Here is a 15,264-nt window from a genome sequence, read left to right as displayed (position 1 = left end):
CTCACCGGCGGACGGTGAAGCCGGTGAGCCCGACCGGGAAGCCGGAGAGGGCCGGCCGGTTGCCGTTGACCGCCAGCCAGTCGCCGTGCTGGCGCATCCGCGCCAGACCCGGTCCGACGTTCTCGACGGTCCAGCCGCCGTGCCGCAGCGCCCGGGTGGACGCCTCGAGCAGCGGGTCCGACGTCGCGTCCGGTCCCAGGCTGTCCGCGCCGACGCCCAGCACGCCACGCCGGTCGAACAGCCAGTCGACGGCGTCGCCGGAGAAACCGGGGACCGGCGTCGTGACGTACGGGGACTGCTCGCCGCCCGGCAGGTGGAAGAGCTCGGCGGCGCCGGTCAGCAGCAGCACGCAGCCCCGCGCCGGGACGGGTCCGTGGTGCCGCTCCCACTCCTGCAGGTCCGCCGTGTCGACCCGGAAGTGCGGACCCTGCCGGCGGATCCGGTGGCGGACGTCCACCACGGCCAGCGGCAGCAGCGCCAGGTCCTCGGTGAGCTCGGCCAGGGTGCGGCCGCCGGGCACCAGGTGGGCGGGAGCCGAGACGTGGCTGGCGGTGTGCGTGCCGAGCCGGGTGACCTGTTCCACCAGGTAACCGCCGGGCGTCCCGCGGGTGTCGACGAACGCCGGGTCGACCGCGAAAGCCGGGTCGCCGGGATAGCTCGGGCCGCCCGGGCGGACGGACAGCGTGAGCGCCACCCGGCGGGCGGTGCGCGGGTCGACGTCGGCGTACCCCGCGGGGATGCCCGCCGCGTCCGATGCCGGTGCGCCGGTCGGCTCCGCCCGGTGCGCGGCTCCCTCCCCGCCCGACGGCGGCGGTCCCGGCGGGGTTCGGGGCGACGGGTCCGGCGTCACGGGAACGCGGACATGCCGACGGACGATCCGGGCGCGACCCGGACGCCCGGCTCGGGGGACTGGTCGACCACCCGGGACGAGCCCGAGCCGACCATCGCGACCACCACCGGCGCCAGGCCCGCCGTGCGCAGGGCGTCCTCGGCCTCCTGCACGGACCGGCCCACCAGTGGCGGCACGGTCACCGCGCTCGACAGGTGCAGCACCACCCGCGGGTCGGCGGGGTCGACGCGGCTGCCCGCGGTGGGCACGGTGCCGGAGACGCTGCCGCCCTCGGCGTCCGGGTCGAACACCCGGTCCCCGAAGGAGACGGTGAAGCCGGCGGCGGTGAGCCGGGCCGTGGCGTCGGCCACCGAGCGCCCCTGGGTGGGCGGCACCAGCAGGGAGTGGCCGGTGAGCAGGGACACCGTGGTGCCCCGCGGGGTCGGCACGCCGGCCGCCGGTCGGGAGCCGACGACGGCTCCGTCGGGCACCGACGGGTCGAACGTCGGCACCGTGGCGCCGACCAGGAACCCGGCGGCCAGCAGGGCGTTCCGCGCGTCCTCCGGCGACTTGCCGGCGACCGCCGGCACCGGCACCGGCGCAGGCCCCAGCGACCGGACGACGGTGACCGCGGCGGACACGGGGACGGCCGTCCCGGCGACCGGGTCGGTGCCCAGCACGGCTCCGGCCGGCACCCGGTCGTCGTACCGGTCGGCGGCCGGGTCGAAGCGGGCCCTGAGCGTCGCCCGGGCGAGCGCCGCTTCGGCCTGCGCCACGCTGGACCCGGCCCGCACCGCGGGCACCCGGGGCCGGCCGGTGGACACCACGAGGTCGACCTGGGTGCCGCGGAGCGCCCGGGTGCCGGCGGCCGGGTCGGCCCGCGCCACCGAGCCGGCCGGGACGTCGTCGTCGAAGGCGGTGTGCACGTCGGGCACCAGGCCGGCGCCGCGCACGACCGATTCGGCCGCGACCTGCTGCAGGCCGACCGTCCGCGGCATGTACGCCCACCGGCCGCTGCCCAGCCACCAGCCACCCAGCGCGGCGGCCGTGCCGAGCAGCAGGAGGATCACCACCGCGATCAGCCAGCGGCGCCAGCGCCGCCCGGCCCGACCCCCGCCGGTGGCCAGTGGCGACCGGGGCGCCGGCGCGGTGCCGCGACCCGGCCGGTCGACCGGCCGGGCCGGCGCGACGGTCGGAGCCGCCAGGGTGGCCTGGCGGGGAGCCGGCGGACGGTCGGCCCGGCGGGTCCGGGCCGACCCGGTGGCCGGCGTACCCGGGGAGGGGCGCGGTCCGGCGCCGACCGGGTTGCCCCCGCCGGCCGCGCCGGTGGCGTCCGGGGTCGGCCGGTCCAGCTGCGGCGTCGGCACCCGCTGCAACCGGATGCCGAGCCGCCGGCGGACCCCGACCAGCGACGCGACAAAGGCCCCGGCGTCGCGGGGGCGGGCGTCCGGGTCGCGGCAGGTGGCCGCGAGCAGGAGGTCGTCCAGCTCGACCGGGACACCGGGCGCCCGGTCGGTGACCGGCGGCACGTCCGAGTGCACGTGCTGGTAGGCCACGGACATCGGGTTGTCGCCGGTGAACGGCGGTGCACCGGTCAGCATCTCGTAGGCCACGACGCCGGCGGCGTAGACGTCCGAGCGCGGGTCGCTCGCGCCGGTCGCCACCTGCTCCGGCGAGAGGTAGGCGACCGTGCCGAGGATGACGTCGCCGGTGGCCATGGTCTGCGAGGTCACCGCCCGGACCAGGCCGAAGTCGGCGACCTTGACCTCGCCCCGGCCGGAGATCAGGACGTTCTCCGGCTTGACGTCGCGGTGCACCAGGCCGGCGGCGTGGGCCGTGGCCAGCGCGCCCAGCAGCGGCTCGAGCACCGACACCGCCACCGGGACCGGCAGCGGGCCGCGCTGGCGCAGCAGGTCCCGGAGCGTGCCGCCGTCCACCAGCTCCATCACCAGGAAGACCACGTCGTCGTCGCGGCCCTGGTCGTAGACCGCGACGACACCGGGGTGATGCAGCCCGGCGGCCAGGCGCGCCTCCCGCTCGAACCGGGTCAGGAATGACGGGTCCCCGGCGTAGCCCGGGTGCATGACCTTGATGGCCACCGCGCGGTCCAGCCGGGTGTCCACCCCGCGGAAGACCGTCGACATGCCGCCCCGCGCGATCACCGCGCCGACCCGGTAGCGCCCGTCGAGCAGGCGGCCGGGCCGCGCGTCGGCGGGAAGGGTCACGGGGCCGATAGTAGGAGTGCGGCGCCCGGCCGCCCGGTGATCGACGGACGGCACGCCAGGACCTGGTGCCGGCCGGTGGGGACCCGCGCCGGGCCGCGGATGGCACGCTGTCCGACGTGAACGCCGACACCCCAGGCCCCGACGCCGGTCCGCCCAGCTACGTCCCGGTCCCGGCGATCGCGGCGGCGCTGCACCTGGTCGTCACCCGGGTGCACCAGCTGCTGCGGGACCGGCAGCTGGTCGCCGTCCGGCGGGACGGCGTGCAGCAGATCCCCCTCGAGTTCGTCGACGACACGGGCGTGGTCAAGGGCCTGCCCGGCACGATCACCCTGCTCACCGACGCCGGCTTCTCCGACCAGGAGATCGTCGACTGGCTGTTCGAGGCGGACGACACCCTGCCCGGCCGGCCGATCACCGCGCTGCGCGAGAACCGCGGGCGCGAGGTGCACCGGCGGGCGCAGGTCGCCGGCTTCTGACCCCGCGCGACGGGACCGACCAGATCAGCGGGTCCTGGTCGTCATGGCCAGCGCGACGGCCCGCAGCTCTCGGGTGACCGCCGGCGCCAGCACCGGCGCGTCGCCGGCGGCCCGCTCGTCGAGCACCGCGATGCCCTCGGCGGTCAGGTCCCGGATCCGCTCCTCGACCCGGTCCGGCGCGCCGGAACCGGTGATCACCGCCGCCAGCCGGGACAGGTCCTCCGGGTCGGCCGACCGGCCCAGCCCGGCGTCGAGGGCGGCCAGCTCGGTGGCGCGGTCCGCCAGCCCGGCCCTGGCCAGGGCGACCAGCGCCGTGCGCTTGCCCTCGGCCAGGTCGTCGCCGGTCGGCTTGCCGGTCACCAGGGGGTCCCCGAAGACGCCGAGTACGTCGTCGCGCAGCTGGAACGCCATGCCGACCGCGGCGCCGTAGCGGCGCAGCAACCCGACCGCGTCGTCGCCGCCGCCGGCCAGCGCGGCGCCCAGGTGCAACGGCCGCTCGACGGTGTAGGCCGCGGTCTTGTAGCGGTTGACCAGCATGGCGTCGGCGTCCTGGGCCGTGGCGTCCGCGCCCAGCTCGACGCCGACCCGCACGTCCAGGATCTGGCCGGCCAGCACCTCGAGCCGCATGGCCCGCCAGGGCGGTAGCGCCCGGTCCAGCACGCCGAGTTCCGCGGCGGCGGCCGTGAACAGGTCGTCGGCCCAGGCCAGCGCCAGGTCGCCGAGCAGCAGCGCGATGGACGTGCCGTAGTGGTCCGACTCGCCCGACCAGCCGGCGTCGGCGTGGGACTTGGCGATGGCCCGGTGCATGCTCGGGCCGCCGCGCCGGGTGTCGGACCGGTCGATCAGGTCGTCGTGCACCAGGGCGCAGGCCTGGATCAGCTCGAGGGCGGCCGCGGCGCGGATCACGGCGTCCGGCAGCACGACCGGCGCGGGCGCCCCGGTGCCGTCGGTGCCGTCGGTGCCGTCGGTGCCGTCGGTGTCGCCGGTGCCGGCGACGACGTCACCGCCGATCTCGCGGACCGCGCGGTACCCCCAGCACAGGAAGCGCGGCCGCAGCTGCTTGCCGGTCAACGCGAAGTCGGCGAGCCGGTCGGCGTCCGCGGCCAGCCGCGGGTCGACGGCGAGCAGTTCGGCGCGCCGCAGCGCCAGCTCCGCCCGGAGCGCCGCGGTCACGGCCGGTCCGGGATCCGCCACGGCATCTGGGTGGGCCACGCCCACAGTCTGCACGGCTGCGGACGGTCGGGACGAGGACGGCCGGCCGATAGGCTCCGTGCCATGGTCACCGTCCGCGAGCGGCTCGCGGCGCCCGGTCCGCATTTCTCCGTCGAGTTCATGCCGCCCCGCGACGACGCGGAGGAGGCCGCCCTGTGGCTCGCCATCCGCCGGCTCGAACCGCTGCGGCCGGCGTTCGTCTCCGTCACCTACGGCGCCGGTGGGTCCCGCCGGGACCGCACCATTCGGATCACCGAGCGGATCGCCGCCGAGACGACGCTGCTGCCGGTCGCCCACCTGACGGCGGTCGGTCACTCGGTGGCCGAGCTGCGGCAGGTCATCGGCTCGTACGCGGCGGTCGGGGTCCGGAACATCCTGGCGCTGCGCGGCGACCCGCCGGGGGACCCGACGGCCGACTGGGTGGCGCATCCCGACGGGCTGCACTACGCCGGCGAGCTGGTCGCGCTGGCCCGGTCGCTGGGCGACTTCAGCGTCGGCGTCGCCGCCTTCCCGGAGACGCACCCGCGGTCCCCGGACGCCGAATCGGACCTGCGGCACTTCGTCGCCAAGATGGCCGCCGGGGCGGACTACGCCGTGACGCAGATGCTTTTCTCGGCCGGCGACTGGGTGCGGTTGCGCGACCGCGCCGCAGCCGCCGGGGTGGGCGCGCCGATCCTGCCGGGCATCATGCCGGTGACCTCGCTGGCCCGGCTGCGCCGGATCTGCGAGCTGTCCGGCCAGCGGCTGCCCGGCGATCTGGCCGACCGGCTGGCGGCCGTCGACGGGGACGCGGCGGCCGGCCGCGCGGTCGGCATGGAGCACGCCGTCGAGATGGCCCGCGAGCTGCTCGCCGAGGGCGCGCCGGGGCTGCACTTCTACACGTTCAACCGGTCCAAGGCGACGCTCGACGTGCTCGCGGCGCTGGACTGGGCCGGGCCGGTGCCGGCCGCGGCGCTGAGCTCGACCACCACGTCCGGCCTCCTGCCCGGCGGCGGCTAGGCCGGCGTGGACCTGCACGTCGTCGAGAAGGCCTTCGGGCTCTCCTCCCTGGTCCTGCTGGTCGCCCTGATCGCCGTCCGGCTGTCCCGCAGGTTCGGGCTGCCGAGCCTGCTGCTCTACCTGTTGATCGGGATCCTGCTCGGCAACCGCGGACTCGGGATCGACTTCGGCGGCACCCTCGGCTCCACCGCGCTGACCGAGCAGCTGGGCCTGGCCGCGCTGGTGTTCATCCTCGCCGAGGGCGGGCTGACCACCCGGTGGGACGACGTGCGGCCATCGCTGGGACTGGGCATCGCACTGGCGACGGTGTCGGTCGCGGTGTCGATCGCCGTCACCGGCGCCGCCGTGTACTTCCTGCTCGGCGGGGCGCTGGGGCTGGACCTGCGGACCAGCCTGCTGTGGGCGGCCGTGCTCTCCAGCACGGACGCGGCGGCGGTGTTCTCGGTGCTGCGCGCGGTCGGTGTGCGCCCGCGGCTGGCCGCCGCGCTGGAGCTGGAGTCCGGGCTGAACGACGCGCCGGTGGTGATCGCGGTGCTGCTGCTGGCCGGTACGACGACGATCAGCTGGCTCGACCCGGTGCTGGTGGTCTACGAGCTGGCCGCCGGCGCGGTGATCGGTGGGGCGCTGGGCTGGCTGGGGGCGTGGTGGCTGCGCCGCGGTGCGCTGCCCGCGACCGGCCTGTACCCGCTGGCCACGCTGGCCCTGGTGGGCGGTGCCTACGCCGTCGGCCAGTTCGCCCACGCGTCGGGGTTCCTGGCGACGTACGTCGCCGCCGTCGTGCTCGGCAACTCCCGGATGCCGCACCGGGCGGCGACGCTGTCCTTCGCCGAGGGCTGGGGCTGGATCGCGCAGATCGGGCTGTTCGTGCTGCTGGGGCTGTACGTCGACCCGGCGCAGCTGCCCGCCGCCCTGCTGCCCGGGGTGCTGATCGGGCTGCTCGTCCTGCTCGTCGCGCGCCCGCTGTCGGTGGCGGCCGCCGCACTGCCGTTCCGGATGCCGTGGCGGGAGCAGGTCTTCGTGTCGTGGTCGGGGCTGCGCGGGGCGGTGCCGATCGTGCTGGCGCTGATCCCGTTGATGCTGCGGCAGGACGAGCAGTCGCTGCTGCTGCTCAACGTGATCGTGGTGGTGGTCGTCATCTACACCCTGCTGCAGGGGACGACCCTGCCGCTGGTGGCCCGGCTGCTGGGCGTGGTGCAGGCCGGGCAGGCGCTGGAGATCCAGGTCGAGGCGGCGCCGCTGGAGGACATGCACGCCCAGGTGCTGCAGATCCGCATCCCGCCGGACTCGCGGATGCACGGCGTCTACCTCTCGCAGCTGCGGCTGCCGGCCGGAGCCGTGATCGCGCTGCTGGTCCGGGACGAGGCGCCGGTGGACGTCACGCCCACCGTCCGGTTGCAGTCCGGTGACCAACTCCTGGTGGTGACGCCGGAGCGGTTGCGGACGGCCACCGAGCGGCGGCTGCGGGCGGTGTCCCGGGGTGGCGCGCTGGCCGGCTGGTTCGGCGAGCGCGGCGAGGCCGGTCGCTGAGCCGCCCGCGGGGTGCGCGGCGGCGCGGCGGCCCCGTGCGGTTTGCCAGACTGTGGGGCATGAGCGACGCAGCAGGGCCCACCGGGGGACCGGCCGACGTCCCCGCCGCCGCCGGGGCCACACCGGCCCCGGCCGCGGATCCACGGCGGCGCCGGCGGATCCTGCTGCTCGCCGGCCTGGCGCTGGCGGTGGTCGTCGTGGACCTCGTCACCAAGATCATCGTGGTGCGGACGCTGACCCCGGGGGTGTCGCCGCGGATCCTCGGCGGCCTCGTCTACTTCTCGCTGCTGCGCAACCCGGGTGCGGCGTTCTCGATGGCCACCGGGATGACGTGGGTGCTGTCGCTGGTGGTGGTGGCGGTGATCGTGTTCATCCTCCGGATGGCCCGCCGGCTGCGGTCGACCGCCTGGGCGGTGTGCCTCGGGCTCGTGCTCGGCGGTGCCGTCGGCAACCTGATCGACCGGATCTTCCGGGCCCCGGGCTTCCTGCGTGGCCACGTCGTCGACTTCATCTCGGTGTTCGGGCCGGATGCGCGCTACTTCCCGGCGTTCAACGTCGCCGACTCGGCGATCACCGTCGGCGGCATCGCGCTGGTGGTCACCGCGCTGTTCGTCACCGACATCGACGGCCGCCCGGTGCGCGGCGGCCGCACCCGGGGCGGCTCGGACCCGGTTGCCGGACGGCGGGAGGGTGTCGATGGCTGAGTCGCGACGACTGCAGGTGCCCGACGGCCTGGCCGGTCTGCGCGCCGACGCGGGGATCGCCCGGCTGCTCGGGATCAGCCGCACCACCGTGTCGACCATGATCGACGCGGGCGACGTGCTGGTCGACGGCGACCCGGCGCAGCGGTCCGACCGGTTGGTCCCCGGCGGCTGGCTGGACATCACCCTGCCCGAGCCCGAGCGCCCGGTGCAGGTCGTCCCGCAGCGGGTCGACGACCTCGCGGTCCTGTACCAGGACGCCGACATCGTGGTGGTCGACAAGCCGGTCGGGGTGGCGGCGCACCCGGGGCCGGGGTGGACCGGGCCGACGGTGCTCGGCGCGCTGGCCGCCCTGGGCATCGGGGTGTCGACGTCCGGCGCCGCCGAGCGGCAGGGGATCGTGCACCGGCTGGACGTCGGGACCACCGGGGTCATGGTGGTGGCGCGCAGCGAGCTGGCGTACTCGGTGCTCAAGGACGCCTTCCGGCACCGCACGGTCGAGAAGACCTACCACGCGGTGATCCAGGGCTACCCGGACCCGAGCTCGGGCACCATCGACGCGCCGATCGGCCGGCACGGCACCGCGGACTGGCGGTTCGCCGTCATGGCCGGCGGCCGGGAGAGCGTCACCCACTACGAAACGCTGGAGATCTTCCGCTCCGCCACGCTGGTCGAGGTCGAGCTGGAGACCGGCCGCACGCACCAGATCCGGGTGCACTTCTCGGCGATCCACCACCCCTGCGTCGGCGACCTGACCTACGGCGCGGACCCCGTGCTGGCCGGCCGGCTCGGCCTGGAACGGCAGTGGCTGCACGCCCGGGCGCTGGCCTTCGCGCACCCGCGCGACGGCCGCCGCGTCGAGTTCACCAGCGAGTACCCGGCCGATCTGGCCCGCGCGCTGGACGTGCTGCGGCAGGGCTGAGAGCGGGCTGAGACAGGGCCCCGCCTGCTGCGCGTCTCAACTCTCCTGGCGCCGCTCGGCCGGGTCCGTCCTGGCCCACGCCGCGGAGCCGGGGATGCCCCAGACCCGGGACGGGTCCACGGGACCGGGCGGCGGGGCGTCGGCGCCGGTGGGTACCACCGGGAGCGGACCGGCGGCGGGCTGACCGGCCGGCGGCGTGGGCACGCCTGCGGGCCTCTCTGCTGACTCGTCCGTCCCGGCGACGGCGGGGGTGCCGAACGGGGGCTGGCCCAGCGGGACGGCGCCGGCGATGGCCTGCTCGTGCGGCGGGACGGCGGGCACCGGCGGCACGGGGGGCGGCACGGTGCCCGGGCGGCCGACCGCGGCGGGTCCGGGCGCGGATGGGTGCCCGGGCGGCGGCAGCGGGTGTCCGGGCAGGCCCAGCGGCGTGGGCACCGAGGAACGGGGTCCGGGACCGCCGACCGCGCCGGCCGCCGGCAGCCCGCTGGTCGCCGGCCCGGCCTGGGTGATCCGCCAGAGCGCCTGCCGGTCGCCCTCGGCGATCAGCCGCAGCGGCATGCCGCGCTCGGCCATGAGCACCAGCCGTTCGGCCGCCTCGCGCACCGGCATCCTTGCGTTCCAGGCCGCCTCGGCCAGCGGGATCCAGTCGCGCCGGACCAGTTCCGAGAGGATGCGCAGGTCGTCCGCGTCGGGCACCGGGCGTCCCGGATCGGGGGCCGACATCCCTGTGGGTCCGGTCATGCCGCGGAGGCTACCGGGCCGCCGCCCCGTCGGTGGTCCGGTCGCGGAAGCTGCCGCCCCGGCACGGATCCCGGCCGGATCGAGCCTCCGGCCCGGGCGCGTCACGGCCGTGCCGCCGCCGGGTCAGCGCGTCGTTCGTCGGCTCGGACGTCGGGTCCGGGGGACTGTCGGACGGTCCTGGTAGACCAGAGGTCACGACGCGCCGGGGCGACCCGGCAGGGTCCCGCGTGGCGGTCCGGCACGGCCGCCGGCTCGTGGATGATGGTCTGGCCCGGCCCGGTCGGGCAGGGGCGGTGAGAAGGAGAGCGACGGCACGTGACGGCGAGTGCGGGCGGGACCGGATCGGGCGGAAGCGCGGCGTCGGGAGACTCCTTCGTCCACCTGCACGTGCACACCGAGTACTCGATGCTCGACGGCGCCGCCCGGCTCGGCCAGCTGTTCCAGCGCACCGCCGAGCTCGGCATGCCGGCGCTGGCCATGACCGACCACGGCAACGTCTTCGGCGCGCACGACTTCTACCGGCAGGCCAAGGCGGCCGGGATCAACCCGATCATCGGCATGGAGGCCTACGTCACGCCGGGCACGTCCCGCTTCGAGCGGCGCGGCGTCCGCTGGGCCGAGGGCGGCGAGGACGACGTCTCCGGCGCCGGCGCGTACACCCACATGACCCTGCTCGCGCAGGACACGGCCGGCATGCACAACCTGTTCCGGCTGGCCTCCCGCAGCTCGATCGAGGGCTACTACTACAAGCCGCGGGCGGACCGCGAGCTGCTGAACCAGTACGCCGGCGGCCTGATCGCGACGACCGGTTGCCCGTCGGGCGAGGTGCAGACCTGGCTGCGGATCGGCAACTACGCCAAGGCGGTGGAGAGCGCCGCCGAGTTCCGGGACATCTTCGGTGCCGGCAACTACTTCATGGAGCTGATGGACCACGGGCTCGGCATCGAGACCCGGGTGCGCAGCGACCTGCTCCGGCTGGCCAAGGACCTCGACCTGCCGCTGCTGGCCACCAACGACCTGCACTACGTCCACGAGTCGGACGCCGACTCGCACGAGGCGCTGCTCTGCGTCCAATCGGGCAAGACCCTGGACGACCCCAACCGCTTCAAGTTCGACGCCCGCGACTTCTACCTCAAGTCACCGGCGGAGATGCGGCGGCTCTGGGCGGACAAGTACGACCTGCGCTCCGCGTGCGACAACACCCTGCTAGTCGCCGAGCGCTGCCACGTCGAGTTCGACGAGTCGGCGTCCTACATGCCGCGGTTCCCCGTGCCCGACGGCGAGGACGAGCAGAGTTGGTTCGTCAAGGAGGTCGAGCGCGGCCTGCACGACCGGTTCCCGGACGGCATCCCCGCCGAGGTGCGGGCCAGGGCCGACTACGAGGTCGGGATCATCGTCCAGATGCGGTTCCCGGGCTACTTCCTGGTGGTCGCCGACTTCATCAACTGGGCCAAGAACAACGGCATCCGGGTGGGTCCGGGACGCGGGTCCGGTGCCGGCTCGATGGTCGCCTACGCCATGCGCATCACCGACCTGAACCCGCTGCACCACGGGCTGCTGTTCGAGCGCTTCCTCAACCCCGACCGCGTCTCCATGCCCGACTTCGACGTGGACTTCGACGAGCGCCGCCGTGGCGACGTCATCCGCTACGTGACCGAGAAGTACGGCGACGACCGGGTCGCGCAGATCGTCACCTACGGCACCATCAAGGCCAAGCAGGCGGTCAAGGACTCGGCCCGGGTGCAGGGCATGCCTTTCTCGGTCGGCGACCGGATCACCAAGGTCATGCCGCCGCCGGTGATGGGCAAGGACGTGCCGCTGGCCAAGATCTTCGACCCGTCCCACGACCGCTACTCCGAGGGCGGCGAGTTCCGCTCCCTGGTGGACAGCGACCCCGAGGTCAAGCAGGTCGTCGAGATGGCGAGGGGGCTCGAGGGCCTCAAGCGGCAGTGGGGCGTGCACGCCGCCGGCGTGATCATGTCGTCGGAGCCGCTGCTGGACCTGATCCCGATCATGAAGCGGGAGCAGGACGGCGCGATCATCACCCAGTTCGACTACCCGACCTGCGAGCGGCTCGGGTTGATCAAGATGGACTTCCTGGGGCTGCGCAACCTCACGGTCCTGGACGACGCGCTGGAGAACATCCAGGCGAACCGCGGCGAGACGGTGGTGCTCGAGGAGCTCCCGCTGGACGACGCCGCCACCTTCGGACTGCTGGCCCGCGGCGACACGCTCGGCGTCTTCCAGCTCGACGGCGGCCCGATGCGTGCCCTGCTGCGGTCCATGCGCCCGGACAACTTCGAGGACATCTCCGCCGTCGGCGCGCTCTACCGGCCCGGTCCGATGGGTGCCAACTCGCACAACGAGTACGCCGACCGCAAGAACGCGCGGAAGCCGGTCGTGCCGATCCACCCGGAGCTGGCCGAGCCGCTGGCCGACATCCTGGACGACACCTACGGGCTGATCGTCTACCAGGAGCAGGTCATGGCCATCGCCCAGCGGGTGGCCGGGTTCTCGCTGGGCGCCGCCGACCTGCTGCGGCGGGCGATGGGCAAGAAGAAGAAGTCCGAGCTGGACGCGCAGTTCGAGAAGTTCGCCGCCGGCATGGCCGAGCGCGGCTACTCCACCGGCGCGGTCAAGACGCTCTGGGACATCCTGCTGCCGTTCTCCGACTACGCCTTCAACAAGGCCCACTCCGCGGCGTACGGGCTGGTGTCCTACTGGACCGCGTACCTCAAGGCCAACTACCCGGCCGAGTACATGGCGGCGCTGCTCACCTCGGTGGGCGACGACAAGGACAAGATGGCCGTCTACCTGGCCGAGTGCCGGACCATGGGCATCACCGTGCTGCCGCCGGACGTCAACGCCTCGGTCCGCAACTTCGCACCGGTGGGCACGGACATCCGCTTCGGCCTCTCGGCCATCCGCAACGTGGGCACCAACGTCGTCGGCTCGATCATCGCGTGCCGCAAGGACAAGGGCGCCTACACCGGCTTCTTCGACTTCCTGGACAAGGTCGACGCGCTGGCCTGCAACAAGAAGGTCGTCGAGTCGCTGATCAAGGCCGGCGCGTTCGACTCGCTGGGCCACCCGCGCAAGGGCCTGCTGATGGTGCACGCCGAGGCGATCGACGCGGTGCTCTCGCTCAAGCGCGCCGAGGCCGCCGGCCAGTTCGACCTGTTCGGCGAGATGACCCAGGAGGACCGCGGCGCCGGGTTCCACGGCCAGGTGCCGGACACCGAGTGGGACAGCAAGCTGCGGCTGGGCTTCGAGCGCGAGATGCTCGGGCTGTACGTCTCCGGGCACCCGCTGGCCGGTGTCGAGCACGTGCTGGCCGCGCAGTCGGACGCGTCGATCCCGGAGCTGATCGACGGCACCGTCCCCGACCGCGCCACCGTCACGGTCGGCGGCATCCTCACCGGGCTGCAGCGCCGGCTGACCAAGAAGGGCGACCCCTGGGCGTCCGCCACGCTGGAGGACCTGGCCGGCGGCGTCGAGGTGGCCTTCTTCCCCAAGGTCTACGCCGACTTCGGGCTGCTGCTCGCCGAGGACGCCGTGGTGCTGGTCAAGGGCCGGGTGGCGCGCAGCGACGACCGGCTCAGCCTGCACGCGCAGACCGTCGTGCTGCCCGACCTGACCACGTCCGTCGGCCGCGGGCCCATGCAGCTGACGCTCACCGCGGCGCGCTGCACCCCACCGGTGGTGGACCGGCTGCGCGACGTCCTCCAGGCGCACCCCGGCACCACTGCCGTGCACCTGCGGCTGCTGTCCGGTCCGCGCGCGACGACCCTGCGGCTGGACGACGGCCTCCGGGTCACGCCGACGTCGGCGCTGATGGGCGACCTCAAGGCGCTTCTCGGCGCGGACTGCCTGGCATGAGCGTGGCGGACATGTACCGGCAGCCGACCGCCGGTCCGGCGGACGGCGCCGCATCGCGGGGGAGTGCGCGCGACCCGGTGGACCGGCTGCGCGCCGAGCTGCGGCTGTGGCGGTTCGGCGGCGTGCTGCTCGCCGCGTGTGTGCTGCTCGGTGTGGGGCAGGCGGTGCTGTGGGCCGCGCTGGCGCCGGGGGAGCAGTTCCAGGTCGCCAAGGACGGCGGGTACGCGGCGCTGCCCACGGAGTCGGTCCACCAGTGGACCTCGGTGGCCATGTTCGCCGTGCTGGGCATCGTGGTCGGGGTGTGCGTCGCCGTCGCGGCGTGGGGGGCGCGGTCCGTCCGCGGCACCGTCGCGCTGGTCGCGGTCGGCGTGGCCAACGGCGTCGGGGCGCTGACCGGCTACCTGGTGGGCCGGGTGATCGCCCCAGGCGTCGACCCGGCGTCGGTCGGGGCCTCGTCCGCGGCCCGGCTGGTGTTCGCCCCGCCCGTGCTGGGCAACGCCATGGTGGTCCTCGCCCAGCCGGCGCTGGCGGTGGTGACCTACACCGTGCTGGTGCTGTGGAACGGGCAACCGGACCTGGGCCGCTCCGAGGGCCGCCGAGGCCCGGACGCCGCCGGCGACCACGGGTCGGACCCCGAGGTGACCGGGTATCCGGACGCAAGGGACCCGGCCGACGGGTACGCCGGCGCGGCCGGGCAGCGCGGAGCGTGGCCAGCCGGGGACCGCACCTCCGCGGCACCGCACGGCGGCGGCGCCTGGTACCAGCAGCGCGCGGACGCGGTGTGGGCCGCCGTCCGTCCCGACGAGCCCGGCCCCGGCTGGTCCGCGGCGGGCGACCCCGACCGTCCGGCCGGGGCGGGACCGGGCGGACCGCTGCCGGACGCGACGCCGGAGACGCCGATCGAGCCGGCCGGGGCGGGACCGGGCGGGCCGCTGCCGGACGCGATGCCGGAGACTTCGATCAGGCCGGCCGGTCCGGCGGACGGAACGCCGCGAACGGGTCGGTGACCCGCAGCTCCGACACGGTGAACCGCTGCAGGGCCGCCGGCCGGCCACCGGCCGGCCCGGGCGGGGCGGTGGTGCCGGTCGGCTCGAGCATGCCGCGGCGCAGCAGGATCCGGTGCAGGTTGGTGGGGTCGACGTCGTGCCCCAGCGCTGCCGCGTAGACCCGCCGCAGGGTGGCCAGGGTGAACTCCGCCGGGGCCAGCGCGAACCCGATGTTGGTGTAGGACAGCTTGGCCCGCAGCCGGCCGGCCGCCCGTCCGGTGATCCCGCCGTGGTCCAGCGCCGTCGGCGGCAGCGCCGCCACGGGATGCCAGCGGGTGTCCGGCGGCAACGACGGCTCCGCACCGAGGGGGACCAGACCGAGGAAGCCGGTGGCGACGACGCGGGCGCCGGGCACCCGCCCGGGGTCCGAGAACACGCCGATCTGCTCGAGGTGGGCGACCCGCGTCAGGTCCACCTTGTCCGCCAGCTGCCGGCGCGCCGACTGGTCGACGTCCTCGTCGGGACCCACGACCCCGCCGGGCAACGCCCAGCGTCCGGCGTCCGGGTCCATCGCCCGCTGCCAGAGCAGCACGTCCAGGTCCAGGGTGCCGTCCGCCCGCGGCCGGGTGGTGAACACCGCGGCCAGGACCTCCACGCGGGTCTCGGGCGGCGAGGCACCTGCAGCAGGACTGCTACTATGGGGCATGTTTTCGATTATAAGTCGAAAACCCCGCCCGCCGGGAGTCCGGCGGGGTCCGTCTCCAGGA

The 15,264-nt window shown here is 75.1% G+C and carries 12 protein-coding genes; 7 read left to right on the top strand and 5 right to left on the bottom strand.

Annotated elements, in window-relative coordinates; translation table 11 throughout:
• Position 1: 1 nt before the first annotated feature.
• Together IEY37_RS17420 and pknB are read right to left on the bottom strand one after the other, a co-directional pair.
• Positions 2-694, bottom strand: a complete 693-nt coding sequence (locus tag IEY37_RS17420; RefSeq protein ID WP_188943862.1) for a cyclase family protein — start codon at positions 692-694, stop codon at positions 2-4.
• A 152-nt stretch (positions 695-846) separates the two neighbouring features.
• Positions 847-3,054 (bottom strand): Stk1 family PASTA domain-containing Ser/Thr kinase, encoded by a 2,208-nt coding sequence (gene pknB, locus IEY37_RS17415; RefSeq protein ID WP_188943860.1) that lies wholly within the window; start codon positions 3,052-3,054, stop codon positions 847-849.
• A 107-nt stretch (positions 3,055-3,161) separates the two neighbouring features.
• On the opposite strand from pknB, the gene IEY37_RS17410 reads away from it, so the two are divergent.
• On the top strand, positions 3,162-3,530 hold the full coding sequence (locus tag IEY37_RS17410; protein ID WP_373298383.1) for an Rv2175c family DNA-binding protein: 369 nt from the start codon (positions 3,162-3,164) through the stop codon (positions 3,528-3,530).
• A 24-nt stretch (positions 3,531-3,554) separates the two neighbouring features.
• On the opposite strand, the gene IEY37_RS17405 is transcribed toward IEY37_RS17410, so the two are convergent.
• Complete coding sequence (locus IEY37_RS17405) at positions 3,555-4,742, bottom strand: polyprenyl synthetase family protein (RefSeq protein WP_229674584.1); 1,188 nt, start codon at positions 4,740-4,742, stop codon at positions 3,555-3,557.
• A 63-nt stretch (positions 4,743-4,805) separates the two neighbouring features.
• Here IEY37_RS17405 and metF point away from each other — a divergent pair, with 63 nt between their 5' ends.
• The 4 genes from metF to IEY37_RS17385 are packed head-to-tail and all read left to right on the top strand — an operon-like array spanning position 4,806 to position 8,891.
• The gene (gene metF / locus IEY37_RS17400; RefSeq protein WP_188943854.1) at positions 4,806-5,741 is read left to right on the top strand and encodes a methylenetetrahydrofolate reductase [NAD(P)H]; all 936 of its coding nucleotides are present in this window, start codon (positions 4,806-4,808) and stop codon (positions 5,739-5,741) included.
• Positions 5,742-5,747: 6 nt separating this feature from the next.
• Positions 5,748-7,268 (top strand): potassium/proton antiporter, encoded by a 1,521-nt coding sequence (locus tag IEY37_RS17395; protein WP_229674583.1) that lies wholly within the window; start codon positions 5,748-5,750, stop codon positions 7,266-7,268.
• A gap of 59 nt (positions 7,269-7,327) precedes the next feature.
• Positions 7,328-7,972: a signal peptidase II gene (gene lspA, locus IEY37_RS17390; RefSeq protein WP_188943852.1), complete on the top strand. Its 645-nt coding sequence runs from the start codon at positions 7,328-7,330 to the stop codon at positions 7,970-7,972.
• The gene (locus IEY37_RS17385) at positions 7,965-8,891 is read left to right on the top strand and encodes an RluA family pseudouridine synthase (RefSeq protein WP_188943850.1); all 927 of its coding nucleotides are present in this window, start codon (positions 7,965-7,967) and stop codon (positions 8,889-8,891) included. Before lspA ends, IEY37_RS17385 begins: the two co-directional genes overlap by 8 nt.
• Positions 8,892-8,927: 36 nt before the next feature.
• Here IEY37_RS17385 and IEY37_RS17380 read toward each other — a convergent pair whose 3' ends face one another.
• Entirely contained in the window at positions 8,928-9,632 is a 705-nt protein-coding gene (locus IEY37_RS17380; RefSeq protein WP_188943848.1) for a hypothetical protein, read from the bottom strand.
• A 315-nt stretch (positions 9,633-9,947) separates the two neighbouring features.
• Between IEY37_RS17380 and dnaE the strand changes: the two genes are divergently transcribed.
• Together dnaE and IEY37_RS17370 are read left to right on the top strand one after the other, a co-directional pair.
• Positions 9,948-13,511 (top strand): DNA polymerase III subunit alpha, encoded by a 3,564-nt coding sequence (gene dnaE / locus IEY37_RS17375; protein ID WP_229674582.1) that lies wholly within the window; start codon positions 9,948-9,950, stop codon positions 13,509-13,511.
• Positions 13,508-14,518, top strand: a complete 1,011-nt coding sequence (locus tag IEY37_RS17370; RefSeq protein ID WP_188943846.1) for a DUF2567 domain-containing protein — start codon at positions 13,508-13,510, stop codon at positions 14,516-14,518. Before dnaE ends, IEY37_RS17370 begins: the two co-directional genes overlap by 4 nt.
• On the opposite strand, the gene IEY37_RS17365 is transcribed toward IEY37_RS17370, so the two are convergent.
• Positions 14,472-15,203 carry an NUDIX hydrolase gene (locus tag IEY37_RS17365; protein WP_188943843.1) on the bottom strand — a complete coding sequence of 244 codons (732 nt, stop codon included), beginning with the start codon at positions 15,201-15,203 and terminating at the stop codon, positions 14,472-14,474. The genes IEY37_RS17370 and IEY37_RS17365 overlap by 47 nt on opposite strands.
• Positions 15,204-15,264 lie beyond the last annotated feature (61 nt).

Origin of the sequence: Nakamurella endophytica (assembly GCF_014646215.1) — a bacterium.
GTDB lineage: Bacteria > Actinomycetota > Actinomycetes > Mycobacteriales > Nakamurellaceae > Nakamurella > Nakamurella endophytica.
Note: the sequence above shows the minus strand (reverse complement) of the source record. Positions and strands in the feature narration are given on the sequence as shown.

Coding starts and splice junctions, on each gene's coding strand:
- metF (WP_188943854.1), top strand. CDS start 4,806: ATGGTCACCGTCCGCGAGCGGCTCGCGGCGCCCGGTCCGCATTTCTCC.
- lspA (WP_188943852.1), top strand. CDS start 7,328: ATGAGCGACGCAGCAGGGCCCACCGGGGGACCGGCCGACGTCCCCGCC.
- IEY37_RS17385 (WP_188943850.1), top strand. CDS start 7,965: ATGGCTGAGTCGCGACGACTGCAGGTGCCCGACGGCCTGGCCGGTCTG.
- IEY37_RS17380 (WP_188943848.1), bottom strand. CDS start 9,632: ATGACCGGACCCACAGGGATGTCGGCCCCCGATCCGGGACGCCCGGTG.
- IEY37_RS17370 (WP_188943846.1), top strand. CDS start 13,508: ATGAGCGTGGCGGACATGTACCGGCAGCCGACCGCCGGTCCGGCGGAC.
- IEY37_RS17365 (WP_188943843.1), bottom strand. CDS start 15,203: ATGCCCCATAGTAGCAGTCCTGCTGCAGGTGCCTCGCCGCCCGAGACC.